Raw genomic sequence first — 16,921 nt, 5'->3', positions numbered from 1 at the left:
AAGCCCGCGAGGGAAGCCCGGCCGGGAGCAAGACCCGGGACGGCGACACCGCAAGGGGCTATAGCTCAGTTGGTAGAGCGCCTGCATGGCATGCAGGAGGTCAGGAGTTCAATTCTCCTTAGCTCCACAGAACGTGGAAGGCGGGTCATCCCATGGGATGGCCCGCCTTTCTCGTACCCGCGGGCGGGTCGGCCCGCCTCCCTCGGGATGCCCCGGCGGCCGTGGCCGCCGGGGGGCCCGTCAACCTCGACCGCTGCCAAGGGCCTTGCGGCCGGCGCTCGGCAACGCCGGACGGGAGGGGCGCTCCTGGGGGGCCCGCTCGAGCCGGAGCGCGAGCTCGGGGCAACGCCGTACCGCCAGCTGCGCGCGGTCCCGCAGATGGGTCGGCACCGACGCGTCCGCGAGCACCGGGTAGCCGTCGCGGCCCATGCGGATCAGCTCCGGGACGATGTCCGCGCACAGACCGTGGCCCTTGCACAGCGTCCAGTCCACCGCCAGCTTCTCGCCGCTCGGGATCGACTCCACGACCTCCTGGTAGCCCGGCGCGGGCAGCGGCAGCACGCCGATCGTCGGCCGTCCGCAGCCGCCGTGCAGGACGTGCGCCGCCAGGTCGTCGGTGAAGGCGGAGAGCGTCGAGCCGAAGAACCGGGCCGAACCGTCCGGGTGCTTGCACACGCCCCGGCCCTTCACCGCCTGGGTGACCTCGCGCAGCGCCTCCAGGGCGGCCGGCCCACCGCCGTTGAGCACGTCCGACAGACCGCCCGCCGCGGCGGGCAGCCCCAGGCGGCAGGGGCCGCACTGGCCGGCTGTCTCGGCCGCCAGCCAGTTCGCCACCCGCTGCGCCTCGCCCAGCGGACAGGTGTCGGGCCCGATCGGCAGGATCGCACCGGCTCCCAGGGCGCCCCCCACGGCCGCCATGGACTGCTTCGAGATGACACAGTTGTCGACCCCCACGGAGTCGATCCAGTTGCCGTGGTAGCCGCCGGTCAGCACGCCCTGGGGGACCGGCGGGGCGCCCGCGAGCTGGAGGACGTACCGCATGGGGACGCCCGTCGGGACCTCCACCACCATGGGGCGGGCCACCTGCCCGGAGATGGTCAGCAGCACCGTTCCCGGCTCACTGTCCAGTCCGTGCTGGGCGTAGCGGCCGGCGCCGATCCTGGCCGCGATGGCGAGCTGCGCGAACGTCTCGGCGTTCGACAGCAGTGTCGGCGCGTTGCCGACACCCGACTCGGCGGCGCGTTCGCGGCGGCCCGGCGGGATGGCGGGGCCGCCGTTCACGGCGCGGATCACGGCGGACGCCTCACCGGAGACCATGCGCTCCGGGGTGCGGACGACCCGGGCGCGCAGCCGCTGTCCGCGCCGGTCGGACAGGCCCCGCTCGGCGAGGGCGGCGCGGATGGAGATCTCCGTGGAGTTCCGGGTCACCGCGACGACCAGGGTGCGGGCGCCGAGGGCCTCCGCGGCCAGCAGGGCGCCGTCGAGGATGAGGTGCGGGGCGCGGTTGAGCAGGACCGTGTCCTTGCGGCACGCGGGCTCGCCCTCGCTGCCGTTGACCACGACCACGGGGCGCACGCCACGGCGGATCGTCGCCTTGGCGACCGCGCGCAGCTTCCTGCCGAACGGGAAGCCGGCGCCGCCGCGCCCGGTGAGGGATATCTCCTCGGCGAGCTGGGCCAGCCGCTCGCCGCCCATGGGTTCGAGGGGGCCGTGCACCTTCAGGTGCATCTGGAGGTCGAGCCGCTCGACGAGGTCGAAGCCCTGGGTGAGCTGGGGGAGTCCGACGACGCGGACTTCGGGTACGTCGGGGAGCGGGGCGTTCACGGGCGGTCTCCTGATGGTGCGGTCCAGGGCTCGCCGGCCGGCGGCTGCTGGAAGGGACCCGGTGCGGGTTCGGCGGGGCCGGTGGTGCCGGTGGTGCCGTACGGGGGCGGGGGCTCGTGGCCGTAGGAGGGCGGGGGCTCGTGGCTGTACGAGGGCGGGGTCCGGGACGGCGCGGGCGGCGGCGGGGAGGGGGTCGGCCAGTAGCCGGGCCGGGTCGCCGGTTCGTCGGACACGACCGGCAACTCCTCCGTCATGGGGACGCGCTCGGCGTACGGGACCTCCTGGGTGGGGCCGCCGGCTCCGGTGTTGCCGAGGGACACGGCCCGGTAGGCGGCCGAGATCCCCGCCCCCACGGTGCGGGGGGACGGGGAGGGGAAGCCGGGCTCGTACGTAGGCGCCGTGGGCGGGGTCAGGGTGCGGGGCTGTTCGCGCGGGCGGCCGGGCGGGAGGTCCGGGGACGGGGCAGGCGGCCCGGGACGGGAAGCCGGCCCCCGCCGCAGCTCCTGCTCGAACGGGCGGGGGGCCTCGTACGGGCCGGGCGGGGCGATGTCATCCGCGCCGGGCAGCGGCGACACCGAAGGCTCCCGCCGCCTGGCGCGGCTGCGGCCCGGCCTGTCCGCCGACGGCCCGAGCAGGCCGAGGACGTGCTCGGTGAGGCGCTGCTGCACGGGGCCGGGCAGCAGCCGCAGTGACACGGCGCAGGCCACTCCGGCGAGCGCGAGGCAGTACATGGCGGTCACCCAGGTGGCCGCGGGGCGACCCGCGTAGAGCCCGTGCACGAGCGCACAGCACCACGCCGGGTAGGCCAGCATGTGCAGGGGCCGCCAGCGGGCCGCGACGCTGCCACGGCCGGCCAGCGCGCTGCGGGCGGCGCCGGTGGACGCGGCGATCACCATCAGCAGGCCGGCGAGCGACCCGAACCCGATCAGGCCGGACGTGCCGGTCACTCCGAGCCCGAAGGGGACGAGGGCCCCGATGAGCTCCACGTGCCCCAGGGACACCTTGACGGTGGCGTGCAGGAGGAGGAAGCCGAGGGAGGCCACCGCGGTGGTGCGGTGGACGGCCTGGGCGAGGAGCCGGTTCCGGGTGGAGAGGAGGAGCCGGTCCTGCGCGATCAGACCCCAGGCCACCGACGCGGTCAGCGACACGAGGGAGAGGACGCCCGTGGTGAAGTCCAGGGCGGCCCGGAAACTATCGCTCCCTCCGATGGCGAGCACCGGTATGAGCACCAGCGCGGCCGCGGTGAGCCCGCCCTGTACCGGCTTGCTCATACCGGCCTGAAGGGCGGGCGATGAGCGGATCTTGCGATGAGGGTTCATGGGGGGCGACTCCAGTGGTGCGGAAAAGAGGTCCCGTGGCCGCATGCTAAGTCGAGGCATACCAACCGGTACGAGCTTTGAGCGTTTAAAGTTCGGAACGGCCGACAACTGACTTTGGGGTTGCCCTGGATAGGGTCGATACGCGGGGTAATCCGGGCGCCCGTGGTGGTGTCCGACGCCGTGACCGGCCCGTGGACCTCGATGCGGCCCGGACGGGCCCTGCGGTACCCTGACGCCATGCGTGCCGTACGCCTTCTGCTTAGCGAGCCGCGCTGATCAGTCCCGGCGGACCGACAATCCGGCCGGAATCGGCGCGGCGTCCCCTCCTGTGCGAGGGGTTTTTTCATTTCGCCGCGCCACAGAGCGGCAGCGGGCAGAGACGATCGATGGAGCTTTAAGGATCATGAGCGAGATGAATTCGGCTGTCGAGGCGGCAGCCCCGCATCGTTACACGGCGGCCATGGCCGCCGACATCGAGGCACGCTGGCAGGACTTCTGGGACGCCGAGGGCACCTATGAGGCGCCCAACCCGAGCGGTGACCTGGCCGGTGACCCGGCAGTGGTCGCCCGGCCCACGAAGTTCATCATGGACATGTTCCCCTATCCCTCGGGCGCGGGGCTGCACGTCGGTCACCCCCTGGGCTACATCGCCACCGACGTCTTCGCCCGTCACCAGCGCATGACCGGGCACAACGTCCTGCACACGCTGGGCTTCGACGCCTTCGGCCTGCCCGCCGAACAGTACGCCGTCCAGACCGGTACGCACCCGCGCGTGTCGACCGAGGCGAACATCGAGAACATGAAGGTCCAGCTGCGCCGGCTGGGTCTGGGGCACGACAAGCGCCGGTCCTTCGCCACGATCGACCCGGACTACTACAAGTGGACCCAGTGGATCTTCCTGCAGATCTTCAACTCCTGGTACGACGACGAGGCGAGGAAGGCCCGCCCCGTCGCCGAGCTGATCGCGCAGTTCGAGAGCGGTGAGCGCTCCGTACCCGGCTCCACGCGCGCGTGGAGCGAACTGTCCGCCACCGAGCGCGCGGAAGTGCTCGGTGAGTACCGCCTGGCGTACGCCTCGGACGCACCGGTCAACTGGTGCCCCGGCCTGGGCACCGTCCTGGCCAACGAGGAAGTCACCGCCGACGGCCGCTCCGAGCGCGGCAACTTCCCCGTCTTCAAGGCGAAGCTGCGTCAGTGGAACATGCGCATCACCGCCTATGCCGACCGGCTGCTGGACGACCTGGACGCGCTGGACTGGCCCGAGGCCATCAAGCTGCAGCAGCGCAACTGGATCGGCCGCTCCGAGGGCGCCCGTGTCGACTTCGCCGTCGGCGACGACGCCATCACCGTCTTCACCACGCGCCAGGACACCCTGTTCGGCGCCACCTACATGGTCCTGGCGCCCGAGCACGAGCTGGTCGAGAAGATCGTCCCGGCGGTATGGCCCGAGGGCACGCACGACGTCTGGACCGGCGGGCACGCCACCCCGGCCGAGGCCGTCGACGCGTACCGCAAGCAGGCGGCCTCCAAGTCCGACGTCGAGCGTCAGGCCGAGGCCAAGGACAAGACCGGTGTCTTCACCGGCGCGTACGCGATCAACCCGGTCAGCGGCGACCGTGTGCCGGTGTTCATCGCCGACTACGTCCTGATGGGCTACGGCACCGGCGCCATCATGGCCGTTCCGGCGCACGACAGCCGTGACTTCGCCTTCGCGCGCGCCTTCGAACTGCCGATGCGCTGCGTCGTCGAGCCGTCGGACGGCCGCGGCACGGACCCCTCGACGTGGGACGACGCCTTCGACTCCTACGACGCGAAGATCGTCAACTCGTCGAACGAGGGGATCTCGCTGGACGGCCTGGGCGTCGTCGAGGCCAAGGCGCGGATCACCGACTGGCTGGTCGCCCGGGGCGTCGGCGAGGGCACCGTCAACTTCCGGCTGCGCGACTGGCTGTTCAGCCGGCAGCGCTACTGGGGCGAGCCCTTCCCGATCGTCTACGACGAGGACGGCATCGCCCACGCCCTGCCCGAGTCGATGCTGCCGCTGGAGCTGCCCGAGGTCGAGGACTACTCGCCGCGCACCTTCGACCCCGACGACGCCGACACCCAGCCCGAGACGCCGCTGTCGCGCAACGAGGACTGGGTCAACGTCACCCTGGATCTGGGCGACGGCCCCAAGAAGTACCGGCGCGAGACCAACACCATGCCCAACTGGGCCGGTTCCTGCTGGTACGAGCTGCGGTACCTGGACCCGCACAACGACTCGGCGCTGGTCGACCCCGCCATCGAGCGGTACTGGATGGGCCCGCGCGACGGACAGCCGCACGGCGGTGTCGACCTGTACGTCGGCGGCGCCGAGCACGCCGTCCTCCACCTGCTGTACGCGCGCTTCTGGTCCAAGGTCCTGTACGACCTGGGGCACGTCTCCTCGGCCGAGCCGTTCCACAAGCTGTACAACCAGGGCATGATCCAGGCCTTCGTCTACCGGGACGCGCGTGGCATCGCGGTACCCGCGGCCGAGGTCGAGGAGCGTGACGGTGCCTTCTGGTACCAGGGTGAGAAGGTCAGTCGCGTCCTGGGCAAGATGGGCAAGTCCCTGAAGAACGCCGTGACTCCGGACGAGATCTGTGCCGAGTACGGAGCGGACACCCTGCGCCTGTACGAGATGGCCATGGGTCCGCTGGACGTCTCCCGGCCCTGGGACACGCGCGCGGTGGTGGGCCAGTACCGGCTGCTGCAGCGGCTGTGGCGCAACGTCGTCGACGAGTCGACCGGTGAGGCCACCGTCGTGGACACCGAGCCCGACGAGGACACCCTGCGTGCCCTGCACAAGGCCATCGACGGTGTGTCCCAGGACATGGCGGCCATGCGGTTCAACACGGCGATCGCCAAGGTCACCGAGCTGAACAACTACCTGACCAAGACCGGCGCCCCGGTGTCGCGGTCGGTCGCCGAGCGGCTGGTGCTGCTGGTCGCGCCCCTGGCCCCGCACATCGCCGAGGAACTGTGGCGCAGGCTGGGCCACACCGAGTCCGTCGTCCACCAGGACTTCCCGGTCGCCGACCCGGCGTACGTCGTCGACGAGACCGTGACCTGCGTCGTCCAGATCAAGGGCAAGGTCAAGGCACGTCTGGAGGTCTCCCCGTCCATCAGGGACGCGGACCTGGAGGCGCTGGCCCTGGCCGACGAGGGCGTCGTCGCGGCGCTGGGCGGTGGAGGCATCCGCAAGGTGATCGTGCGGGCGCCGAAGCTGGTGAACATCGTCCCGGCGTGAACCGGGCGCGGTTCTGTGCGGCGTGATCCGCCGGAGGCGTGGTCCGGGGGTCGCGACGCCGGTGGTGTGACGCCTGTGGTGTGGCGCTCGAGGTGACGCCAGTGGTGTGACGCCTGTGGTGTACCGACTGGGTGTTTTCCCCTACGGGCAGGTTGGGGGTTCGAAGGGAACCCTCGGCCTGCCCGTTCCGTTTACCGTGGAAGGGAACGACGGCCGACCGCGTCCGGTGCGGCACCTGGCGACACCGAGGGGACTTCATGGCAGAAGCGATCGCGATCCTGGCGTTGCTCTTCGTCGCCTTCGTCGCTCTGGGGGTGTACGTGACGGTGAAGGCGGTCAAGGCGGCCAAGCGCGGGGTGGATCGCACCATCACCCAGGCGCGGCGCACGGTCGAGGACACCACGCTGCGGGCCAAGAGCTACGGGACCGGCGGCGTGACGGCGGAGCTGGCGCAGCTGCGGCTGTCGCTGCGGACCTCCATGCGGGCCACCCAGGACGCGCTGGAGGCGGGTGCGACGGAGGACGCCTCGCTCCAGGAGACCCTGGAGCTGTTCCGCAGGCTCAGCGCCCACGGGCACGAACTCGACGCGGACCTCAAGCGGCTGGAGCGGGACCCGGACCGGGCCGGGGTCGCCGCCCAGCTCGACGAGGTGCGCGAGCGCACGGAGCGGATCACCCACTCCGCGGAGTCGCTGCGGTGGGCGGCCCGGGACCGCGCGCGGAAGTTCGCGGACGACGACCTGGGGTCGCTGAGCGCGCAGATCGACGTGGAGGCCGGCGCCCTGCGGCACTGGGCCGGGCGCGAGCAGGACGGCCTCTCCTGGCCGGAGGCGACCGGGCCGGCCCGAGACCGAACCGGGCCCGCGGCGGCCGAGGCGGGGGCGCAGCCCACGGGGGCGCCGGGCGCGGACCGTGGCGCGTCCGAGCCGGGCGCGCCACGGGCGATCACGGAGAAGGACCCCCGGCAACAGACCTTCTACTCCTGGCAGAAGTCGACCCGTCCCGAGACCACCAACTGATCGGATCCGATCAGGACGCGGGGGCGGGCTGCCTTACGACGCCCCGGCCGGGGTACCCTCCCGGTCATGTCCCGCCATGTCGCGATCGTCACCGATTCAACGGCCTACCTGCCGCCGCAGACGATGGAGCGGCACGGTATCACCGCGGTGCCGCTGACCGTCGTCCTCGGTGACCAGGCCCTTGAGGAGGGCACCGAGATCTCGGCCCGCTCGCTCGCCCTCGCGCTCCAGAAGCGGCGCTCCGTGACCACGTCACGGCCCAGCCCTGAGGTGTTCGCCGAGGCCTACCGGGCGGCGGCCGGGAAGGGGGCCACAGCGATCGTCTCGCTGCACCTGTCGGCCGAGTTCTCCGGGACGTACGACGCCGCGCTGCTGGCCGCCAAGGACGCGACGGTGCCGGTGCGCGTCGTCGACACCGGGATGGTCGCCATGGCGCTGGGCTTCTGCGCGCTGGCCGCCGCCGAGGCCGCGGAAGCGGACGGCACGCTGGACGAAGTGGTCGCCGCCGCGGAGAAGCGGGCCGCCGGCACCTTCGCGTACTTCTACGTCGACACGCTCGAGTACCTGCGCCGGGGCGGCCGCATCGGCGCGGCCCAGGCGCTGCTGGGCTCCGCGCTCGCGGTGAAGCCGCTGCTGCAGCTGGAGGACGGGCGGATCGAACTGCGCGAGAAGGTGCGCACGGCTTCGAAGGCGATCGCCCGGCTGGAGGAGATCGCCGCCGAGCGGGCGGGCGCGAGCCCGGTGGACATCGCGGTGCACCACCTCGCGGCACCCGACCGGGCCGCCGCTCTCGCGGACAGGTTGCGCGCCCGTGTGCCGGGCCTGGCCGAGCTCCACGTCAGCGAGGTCGGCGCGGTCATCGGCGCGCACACCGGGCCGGGGCTGCTGGGGGTCGTCGTCTCGCCGCGGTGACCGTCCGGTTCACTCGGGCGGGTGGCCGCGTTTTCCACAACGGCCAGGTTGTCCACGGATTTTGATGGGGCGCGGCGGGCCGGGGCGAAGGTGCCTACCGTGCTTGGCATGGAAACGCGAACACACTCCGTGACATCCGCATCGCTTCGGGTACGGGCTGTGAGTGGACCCGGCCGGGCGCCGGGCTCGGACGGCCGCACACGGGGCCGGGAGCCCGCACGGCACCGGGGAGGCGGAAGACGCACGGCCGTGCGCGCGGCAGCACGCCGCCGCGCGGACGCGCTCTTCGACGGAACGGCCTCGTCCGCCACGCGTCCGCCGCCCCCGTCCGGTGCCTCATCGCCGGTGGCGCATGCGGCCGCTGTCGCCTCGCCCGTGGTGCCTCCGACTGCTGATGCCTCGCCCGTGATGCCGCCGGCTGCTGGTGCTTCGCCCGCGCTGCCTCCGGTGCCGGTCGGGGCCGGCGTGGCGGGGCCCGTGCGCCGCAGGCGGGTGCCGAGCGGCGGCCGGAGCGGGGCAGGGGTGGCAGGCGCGGCGCCCGAGGACGCCGACGGGGCCGCTCCTCCGGCTCCGGAGCGGACGCCCGGACGGCGGGAGCGGTGGCGACAGGCGCTCCGGGAGCGGGCGCCGCTGTGGGTGCAGACGCGCTGCGGGATGGAAGCCCGCACGGTCGTCGCGCTCGCCGTCGTCCTGCTGGTGGCCGCCGCCCTCGCCGGCCGGTATTTCCTGGTGGGCCGCCCGGAGCCGGTCCGGGCTCCCGAGCTGGTCACGGAGGCGGCGCCGACGGCGGGGGCGCCCGCGACCCGCCGGCCGCCGACGGGGGCGCCGCCCGTCGTCGTCGACGTGAGCGGCGAGGTACGGCGGCCGGGCGTGCTGCGGCTGCCCGCCGGATCGCGGGTCGCCGACGCCCTGCGCGCGGCGGGCGGGGCCAGGCCCGGTACCGACCTCACCGGGCTGAACCGGGCCCGTGTGCTCCTGGACGGTGAGCACGTCGTGGTGGGCGCCGCGGCGCCGGCGGCGGTGCCGGGGGCATCCGGAGCGGTCGGCCCCGGTGGCGGCGCGGGTCCGGTCAGCCTCAGCACCGCCACCGTGGAACAGCTCGACACGCTGCCGGGCGTCGGCCCCGTGCTGGCCCAGCACATCGTCGACTACCGCACCAGCCACGGCGGTTTCCGGTCGGTCGACGAGCTCCGTGAGGTCAACGGGATCGGCGAGCGCCGGTTCGCGGATCTCCAGCCCCTCGTCCGGCCGTGAGGCGCCAGGCGGTTCACGCCGTGTCAGGCGCCCCACGGGGCGTCGCCGACCCGCGCCAGGACGCCCCGGCCGACATGCGGCTCGTAGGGCCCGCCCTGGCGGCGTGGGGAGCGGCGGCACTCGCGGTGGGCGCGCCCGGCCGGTGGACGGCGGTGGGCGTGGCGCTCTGCGCCGCGATCGGCGCACTGCTGCTGTTCGGGCGGGGCGGCGGGCGCGGTGTGCCCGCGGCGGTCCGCCGGAGCGCCAACGGCACGGCGTGTGCGGCGGTGTTGCTCTGCGCCGCGGCCGGTGCGGCATCCGCCGGACTGCACGGCGCCGACCTCCGGCGCGGACCGCTGCCCGGCCTGGCGGAGCGGCACGCGCGGGTCACCGTCGAGGCCACGGTCACCTCTGACCCGCGGCTCACCCGTGTGCGGGTCCGCGGCCCACGGGCGGCCCCCGCCTCCGTCGTGCTCGATGCCGAGGTGACGCTGGTGAGGGCCGCCGACGGGGCGGTCACCAAGGTCCGCACGCCGGTCCTGGTGATCGTCCCGTCCGCCGGGGACGACTGGCAGCGGCTGCTGCCCTCCACCCGGCTGCGTCTGACGGGGAGGGTGGCACCGCCCCATCGGGCGGGGGAGCCGTTCGCCGCCGTGCTGCGGGCGGACGCGGGCCCGCCCCGGACCACCGGGCCGCCGACCGCCCTCCAGCGCGCCGCCGGCGACCTGCGCGCGGGGCTGCGCACCGCCACCGACGGGCTGCCGGCGGACGCGCGTGCCCTGCTGCCGGGGTTGGTCGTCGGGGACACCTCCCGCATCCCCTCCGACCTCCACGACGCGTTCCGGGCGACCGACCTCACGCATCTGTTGGCCGTCTCGGGAAGCAACCTCACTGTCGTGTTGTTGCTGCTCATCGGCCCCCCGGGCAGTGCCCTCAAGGCGGAACGCGGAGGTATGGCACCCCGGTTGGGGATCCCGCTCCGGGCCACCGCGATGCTCGGCGGGGCGCTGACCCTCGCCTTCGTCCTGGTCTGCAGGCCCGACCCGAGCGTGCTGCGCGCCGCCGCCTGCGGCCTGATCACCCTGCTGGCCATCGGCACCGGGCGCCGCAGGTCGCTGATCCCCGCACTCGCCGCCGCCGTGCTGCTGCTGGTGCTGTACGACCCGTGGCTGGCGCGGAGCTACGGCTTCCTGCTGTCGGTGCTGGCCACCGGGGCGCTCCTCACCGTGGCCCCGGGCTGGAGCGCCGCCCTGCGCAGACACCGGGTGCCGCCCCGGCTCGCGGAGGCACTGGCCGCGACGGCCGCGGCGCAGGCGGTGTGCGCCCCCGTGGTGGCCGTCTTCGCCGCGCGGGTCAGCCTGGTGGCGATCCCGTGCAACCTGTTGGCCGAGCTCGCGGTGGCCCCGGCGACCGTGCTCGGTTTCGCCGCCCTGGCCGCGGCACCGGTCGCGATGCCGGTGGCCGGGCTGCTCGCCGCCTGCGCGGGATGGCCGGCCGGCTGGATCGCGGCCGTCGCGCGCGAGGGAGCCGCGCTGCCCGGGGCCGAGGCCCAGTGGCCCGGCGGCTGGCGCGGAGGGCTGCTGCTCGCCGCCGTCACGGGACTGCTGGTGGTGTGGGCCCGCCGGGCGCGGCACCGGGCGTGGCTGGCCGGAGCGTGCACCGTGCTGTTGATGCTCGCCGTGGTGCGGCCGCCGCCGCTCACCCGGCTGGTCACCGGGTGGCCACCACCGGGCTGGGTGTTCGCGATGTGCGACGTCGGCCAGGGGGACGCGACGGTTCTCGCGGCAGGCGGCGGCTCGGCGGTGGTGGTGGACGCCGGCCCCGATCCCGCCCTCGTGGACCGGTGTCTGCGCTCGCTCGGCGTCAGCCGGGTGCCGCTCGTGGTGCTCACACACTTCCACGCCGACCATGTGGCAGGCCTACCCGGCGTCCTGAGGGGCCGGGACGTGGGGGCGATCCAGACCACGCCTCTCCATGACCCGCCGGATCAGGCGGCGTTCGTGCACAGGACCGCCGCCGGGGCAGGGGTGCCGGTCGTTCGGGCGGGAGCCGGTGAGCGCCGGCGCCTCGGGCCGCTCGACTGGCGTGTGCTGTGGCCGGGCTCCGCAATCGCCGGCGCGGCGCCGGAGGGGCCCAACGACGCCAGCGTCTCTCTCCTCGTCCGCACCGGCGGCGGCACGACCCTGCTGCTCCTCGGCGACCTGGAGCCGCCGGCCCAGCAGGGCCTGCTGCGGGCCCACCCGGACCTGGCGCCGGTCGACGTCCTGAAGGTCGCCCACCACGGCTCGGCCCATCAGGACCCGCGCCTGCTGAGCAGGGCCCGGCCACGGCTGGCCCTGGTGTCGGCCGGACGCGACAATCCGTACGGCCATCCGTCACCGCGCACGGTCGGCGCCCTGCGGGCCGGGGGAGCGGTGGTGCTGAGCACCGACAGGCACGGCGCGATCGCCGTGACGGGGAGGGGGCGGGAGCTGCGTGCCACCACGGAGGAGGAGCGGGGGCCGGGGCCGGAACCGTAGGGGGGCGCGGGAACAATGGCTGGTGTGAGCGATGTGAGACATGTGCTGGTGCTGCCCGACCGGGACGCGGCCGAGGAGGCCGCCGAGGAGCTCGGTGAGCGTTTCGGGATCACGGAGGAACCTCAGCTGGTGCGGGACGCCCTGGCCGGCGAGGACGACGCCGAGGACGCCCAGTGGCTGGTGGTGGTCGAGGACCCGGACGGCCGACTCGCGGCCGCCGAGCTGGACGAGTTCGCGGCCCGGTGGGAGGGGTGGCGGGAGGCGCCGTAGGGAGGTCGTGGGGAGGTCGCCGGACAGGGCTTTCCGGTCGTGTACGCGTTGTCGGTGGGCCGTGCGATGCTGGTTCGCGATGGCCACCAGAAAGAACCAGACCGACGACCTCCTCGCGCCCGTCACCCTCGCCGTGGGGCAGGAGGACCTGCTCCTCGACCGCGCGGTGCAGCAGGTGGTGGCGGCCGCCCGCGCGGCCGACGCCGACACGGACGTCCGTGACCTGACGCCCGACCAGCTCCAGCCCGGGGCGCTCGCCGAGCTGACGAGTCCCTCGCTCTTCGCCGAGCGCAAGGTGCTGGTCGTGCGGAGCGCCCACGATCTCTCCGCCGACGCGATCAAGGACCTCAAGGCGTACTTCGGCTCGCCGGTGGAGGACATCAGCATCGTCCTGCTCCACGCCGGCGGCGCCAAGGGCAAGGGGCTGCTGGACGCGGCGCGGAAGGCGGGGGCGCGGGAGGTCGCGTGTCCGAAGACCACCAAGCCGGCGGAGCGTCTGACGTTCGTGCGCGGCGAGTTCCGGGCGCTGGGGCGGTCGGCGACGCCGGAGGCGTGCCAGGCGCTCGTCGACGCGGTCGGCAGCGATCTGCGGGAGCTCGCATCCGCGGTGTCGCAGCTGGCCGCGGACGTGGAGGGCACCATCGACGAGGCGATCGTCGGGCGGTACTACACGGGCCGCGCCGAGGCCTCCAGCTTCAACGTCGCCGACCGGGCGGTGGAGGGCCGGGCGGCCGAGGCGCTGGAGGCGCTGCGGTGGTCCCTGTCGACCGGAGTCGCGCCCGTGCTGATCACGAGCGCGCTGGCGCAGGGTGTGCGGGCGATCGGCAAGCTGTCGTCGGCGCGTGGCGGACGTCCCGCGGACCTCGCCCGCGAGCTCGGTATGCCGCCGTGGAAGATCGACCGCGTGCGTCAGCAGATGCGCGGCTGGACGCCGGACGGCGTGGCCGTCGCGCTGCGCGCGATCGCCGAGGCCGACGCGGGGGTCAAGGGCGGGGGCGACGACCCCGGATACGCCCTGGAGAAGGCGGTCGTCACCATCGCCCGGGCGGCCCGTTCCCGCCGCTGAGCCGCTGAGCCGCTGAGCCGCTGAGCCGCTGAGCCGCTGAGCCGCTGAGCCGCTGAGCCGCCGAGCGACGCCCGTGCCCGGGTGGTACCTGGTCGGGGGCGATGCTTGTCCTCGGGCGGTGGGTGCCTGGTCGGGCGGGCGGTGCATGCCTCCGGGCTGTGCCGCCCCCGGTGGTGCCCGTCACCGGGTCCCTTGCCCTCCGGGTGGCACCCGTCCCTGGATGGCCGCGTGTCCGTGGCGCGTGGCCAGGGTGGTGGCCGCGCCCGGGTGTCGCCCGCGTCCGGGTGGTTTGGCCCGCTGAGCGATGCCCCCCGGGTGGTGCTCGTCTCCGGATGGTGCCCGTCCCCGGGTGGAGCTTGCCTCCAGGCGGAAGATCGTCCCTCAGTGGCCCCGTGCTCGGGTGGCCGCATCCCTGGGTGACCGACTGCGCGGGTGGCGCTGACCCTCCGAGCGATGCCGGGTGTGCCCGTCTCCGGGTGGTGCCCGCGTCCGGGTGGCGCTGACCCGCCGAGCGACGCCCGCGCGGGGCGGTGCCTGGTCGCGGGTGGTGATGCCCACGGGGTGGTCGGCCCGGATGGTGCTCGGCTCCCGCAGGGCGCGGTGCCTGCCTCCGGTGAGGTGCCTGCCGTCATGGTGGTGGCCCTGGGCGGCGCCCAGGCCTGGGGCGGCGCCCAAGCCGAGGGTGCCCCGTCCTCGGGGCCGCACCCGGCTAGTGCCGGCCCGTCCGGCTCCGTGCCCGTCCCGGGGCCCCGAGGGCCGGCCCGTCCCGGGGCCCAACCCGTCCCGGCCCCCAGGGCCCCCCGGCGCCCAGGGCCCAGCCCAGCCCAGCCCGTCCCGGGGCCCGGCATGGCGAAGGCCCCGGTGCCGTGTCCTGGGGAAGAACGGGCGACGGGGCCTTCGGGTGATGCGTTGGTGAGCTCGTACCCGCGTGGCGAACGCAGGCCGCGTACGGGCTCGGGGTGCCGGTCAGGAGCGGAAGAGAGGGCCCGCTGGATCCGTCCCGGCGATCAAATCAAGAGCACTCAGCCCTGGAGGGAGGCAACCTTGGTGGCCAGCGCCGACTTCTTGTTGGCGGCGGCGTTCTTGTGGATGACACCCTTCGAGACAGCCTTGTCGAGCGCACGGGAGGCGGCGCGAGCGGCCACGGTGGCCTTCTCGACGTCACCCGCGGCGGCGGCCTCACGGGCCTTGCGGATCGCGGTCTTGAGCGACGACTTGACGGCCTTGTTGCGCAGGCGCGCCTTCTCGTTGGTCTTGTTCCGCTTGATCTGGGACTTGATGTTCGCCACGAAAGAGCCTTTTCAGGTTCGTAAGGATTTCTCTGATGCGTGCCACGTCTCCCCCGTAGCCCTTCGGACACGGGAGACGACCCGGAGAGGGCCACGAGACACAGCTGCCCAGGCTACCAGCCGCCCTCCGAGCGGCCCAAACCGAGCGCCCGTCCCCGTCCGTGGGACCATGGAGCCTACGTATCGATCCGACGTCGACCCGAGCAGAGACGCCCGGCGTCTCGAGAATCAGGACCCTGCGTGCCCGCGACCCCTATCCACGTGCCCGAGCCGAGCCGTACCGACCCGGCGCTGATCCGCAACTTCTGCATCATCGCGCACATCGACCACGGCAAGTCCACCCTTGCCGACCGGATGCTCCAGCTGACCGGTGTGGTCGAGCAGCGGCAGATGCGCGCTCAGTACCTCGACCGCATGGACATCGAGCGCGAGCGCGGCATCACGATCAAGTCCCAGGCGGTGCGTCTGCCGTGGGCCCCCACCGAGGGGCCCGGCCAGGGCAGCACTCACATCCTCAACATGATCGACACCCCTGGTCACGTCGACTTCACCTACGAGGTGTCGCGCTCCCTGGCCGCCTGCGAGGGCACCATCCTCCTCGTCGACGCCGCCCAGGGCATCGAGGCGCAGACCCTCGCCAACCTGTACCTGGCGATGGAGAACGACCTCGCCATCGTCCCCGTGCTCAACAAGATCGACCTGCCGGCCGCCCAGCCGGAGAAGTTCGCCGAAGAGCTGGCGAACCTGGTCGGCTGCGACCCCGACGACGTACTGCGGGTGTCCGCCAAGACCGGTCTCGGGGTCGAGGCGCTGCTGGACCGCGTCGTCAGGGAGGTCCCGGCCCCGGTCGGCGTCAAGGACGCCCCCGCCCGCGCGATGATCTTCGACTCGGTCTACGACTCGTACCGCGGTGTCGTCACCTATGTGCGGGTCATCGACGGCCAGCTCAACAAGCGCGAGCGCATCCGCATGATGTCCACCGGCGCGACCCACGAGCTGCTGGAGATCGGGACGAACTCGCCCGAGATGCTCCCGGCGGACGGCCTCGGCGTGGGCGAGGTCGGGTACCTGATCACGGGTGTGAAGGACGTCCGGCAGTCCAAGGTCGGTGACACCATCACCACCCTGCACAAGGGCGCCACCGAGGCCCTGGGCGGCTACAAGGACCCCAAGCCCATGGTGTTCTCCGGCCTCTACCCGCTGGACGGCTCCGACTACCCCGAGCTGCGCGACGCCCTCGACAAGCTCCAGCTCAACGACGCCGCGCTCGTCTACGAGCCGGAGACCTCCGCGGCGCTCGGCTTCGGCTTCCGCGTGGGCTTCCTGGGCCTCCTGCACCTCGACGTGATCCGTGAGCGGCTGGAGCGCGAGTTCGGGCTCGACCTGATCGCCACCGCCCCCAACGTGGTCTACCGCGTCCTCATGGAGGACGGCACCGAGCACACGGTCACCAACCCGAGCGAGTTCCCCGAGGGCAAGATCAGCGAGGTGTACGAGCCCGTCGTACGCGCCACGATCCTCGCCCCCAGCGAGTTCATCGGCTCCATCATGGAGCTGTGCCAGACCCGCCGCGGCACCCTCCTCGGCATGGACTACCTCTCCGAGGACCGGGTGGAGATCCGCTACACCCTCCCCCTCGCCGAGATCGTCTTCGACTTCTTCGACCAGCTGAAGTCCAAGACCCGCGGCTACGCCTCCCTCGACTACGAGCCCACCGGCGAGCAGGCCTCCAGCCTCGTCAAGGTCGACATCCTGCTGCACGGCGACAAGGTCGACGCCTTCTCCGCCATCACCCACAAGGACGCGGCGTACGCGTACGGCGTACGGCTCGTCGCCAAGTTGCGCGAGCTGATCCCGCGGCAGGCCTTCGAGGTGCCGATCCAGGCGGCCATCGGCTCGCGCGTCATCGCCCGCGAGACCATCCGCGCCATCCGCAAGGACGTCCTCGCCAAGTGCTACGGCGGTGACATCTCCCGTAAGCGGAAGCTGCTGGAGAAGCAGAAGGAGGGCAAGAAGCGGATGAAGATGGTCGGTTCCGTGGAGGTTCCGCAGGAGGCCTTCATCGCGGTGCTGTCCAGCGACGACTCCGCCGGCGGCAAGTCCAAGAAGTGACGGCCGGTATCACCCGGAAGCAGTAGCGCCCGCAGAGCGCCCGTTCGGTTCACGGACGGGCGCTTTTGCGTGCTTGCGACGTGCCGA

The 16,921-nt window shown here is 73.3% G+C and carries 11 protein-coding genes and 1 tRNA gene; 9 read left to right on the top strand and 3 right to left on the bottom strand.

The window, feature by feature from the left end; genetic code table 11:
• Nucleotides 1-54: 54 nt before the first annotated feature.
• Nucleotides 55-127 (top strand) — tRNA-Ala (locus ABD347_RS02275).
• A gap of 113 nt (nt 128-240) precedes the next feature.
• Here ABD347_RS02275 and ABD347_RS02270 read toward each other — a convergent pair.
• Both ABD347_RS02270 and ABD347_RS02265 read right to left on the bottom strand, forming a co-directional pair.
• Nucleotides 241-1,824: an NADH-ubiquinone oxidoreductase-F iron-sulfur binding region domain-containing protein gene (locus tag ABD347_RS02270; protein ID WP_344355739.1), complete on the bottom strand. Its 1,584-nt coding sequence runs from the start codon at nt 1,822-1,824 to the stop codon at nt 241-243.
• Nucleotides 1,821-3,095 (bottom strand): hypothetical protein, encoded by a 1,275-nt coding sequence (locus ABD347_RS02265; protein WP_425575567.1) that lies wholly within the window; start codon nt 3,093-3,095, stop codon nt 1,821-1,823. The genes ABD347_RS02270 and ABD347_RS02265 overlap by 4 nt, the downstream gene beginning before the upstream one ends.
• A 451-nt stretch (nt 3,096-3,546) precedes the next feature.
• Between ABD347_RS02265 and leuS the strand changes: the two genes are divergently transcribed.
• The 7 genes from leuS to holA all read left to right on the top strand — a co-directional run bounded on the left by leuS (nt 3,547) and on the right by holA (nt 13,433).
• Nucleotides 3,547-6,414 (top strand): leucine--tRNA ligase, encoded by a 2,868-nt coding sequence (gene leuS, locus ABD347_RS02260; RefSeq protein ID WP_344355735.1) that lies wholly within the window; start codon nt 3,547-3,549, stop codon nt 6,412-6,414.
• Nucleotides 6,415-6,671: 257 nt separating this feature from the next.
• Nucleotides 6,672-7,433 (top strand): hypothetical protein, encoded by a 762-nt coding sequence (locus ABD347_RS02255; RefSeq protein ID WP_344355733.1) that lies wholly within the window; start codon nt 6,672-6,674, stop codon nt 7,431-7,433.
• Nucleotides 7,434-7,499: 66 nt separating this feature from the next.
• Nucleotides 7,500-8,345, top strand: coding sequence for a DegV family protein (locus tag ABD347_RS02250; protein WP_344355730.1), 846 nt, complete (start codon nt 7,500-7,502; stop codon nt 8,343-8,345).
• Between the two features lie 522 nt (nt 8,346-8,867).
• Nucleotides 8,868-9,599 (top strand): helix-hairpin-helix domain-containing protein, encoded by a 732-nt coding sequence (locus ABD347_RS02245; RefSeq protein WP_344355728.1) that lies wholly within the window; start codon nt 8,868-8,870, stop codon nt 9,597-9,599.
• 20 nt (nt 9,600-9,619) lie between these two features.
• Nucleotides 9,620-12,097: a ComEC/Rec2 family competence protein gene (locus ABD347_RS02240; protein ID WP_425575553.1), complete on the top strand. Its 2,478-nt coding sequence runs from the start codon at nt 9,620-9,622 to the stop codon at nt 12,095-12,097.
• 24 nt (nt 12,098-12,121) lie between these two features.
• Entirely contained in the window at nt 12,122-12,367 is a 246-nt protein-coding gene (locus ABD347_RS02235; protein ID WP_344355725.1) for a hypothetical protein, read from the top strand.
• 79 nt (nt 12,368-12,446) lie between these two features.
• Nucleotides 12,447-13,433: a DNA polymerase III subunit delta gene (gene holA / locus ABD347_RS02230; RefSeq protein WP_344355722.1), complete on the top strand. Its 987-nt coding sequence runs from the start codon at nt 12,447-12,449 to the stop codon at nt 13,431-13,433.
• Nucleotides 13,434-14,455: 1,022 nt separating this feature from the next.
• On the opposite strand, the gene rpsT is transcribed toward holA, so the two are convergent.
• Nucleotides 14,456-14,722 carry a 30S ribosomal protein S20 gene (rpsT, locus tag ABD347_RS02225; protein WP_064069563.1) on the bottom strand — a complete coding sequence of 89 codons (267 nt, stop codon included), beginning with the start codon at nt 14,720-14,722 and terminating at the stop codon, nt 14,456-14,458.
• Nucleotides 14,723-14,962: 240 nt separating this feature from the next.
• Here rpsT and lepA point away from each other — a divergent pair, with 240 nt between their 5' ends.
• A complete protein-coding gene (gene lepA, locus ABD347_RS02220) occupies nt 14,963-16,834 on the top strand; it encodes a translation elongation factor 4 (protein WP_344355716.1) in 1,872 nt (623 codons plus the stop codon).
• Nucleotides 16,835-16,921: the final 87 nt, after the last annotated feature.

The sequence above is a fragment of the Streptomyces gobitricini genome (assembly GCF_039532985.1).
In the GTDB taxonomy this organism is placed as follows: domain Bacteria; phylum Actinomycetota; class Actinomycetes; order Streptomycetales; family Streptomycetaceae; genus Streptomyces; species Streptomyces gobitricini.
The sequence above is the reverse complement of the archived record's forward strand: the minus strand, read 5'-3'. Positions and strand labels throughout refer to the sequence as shown.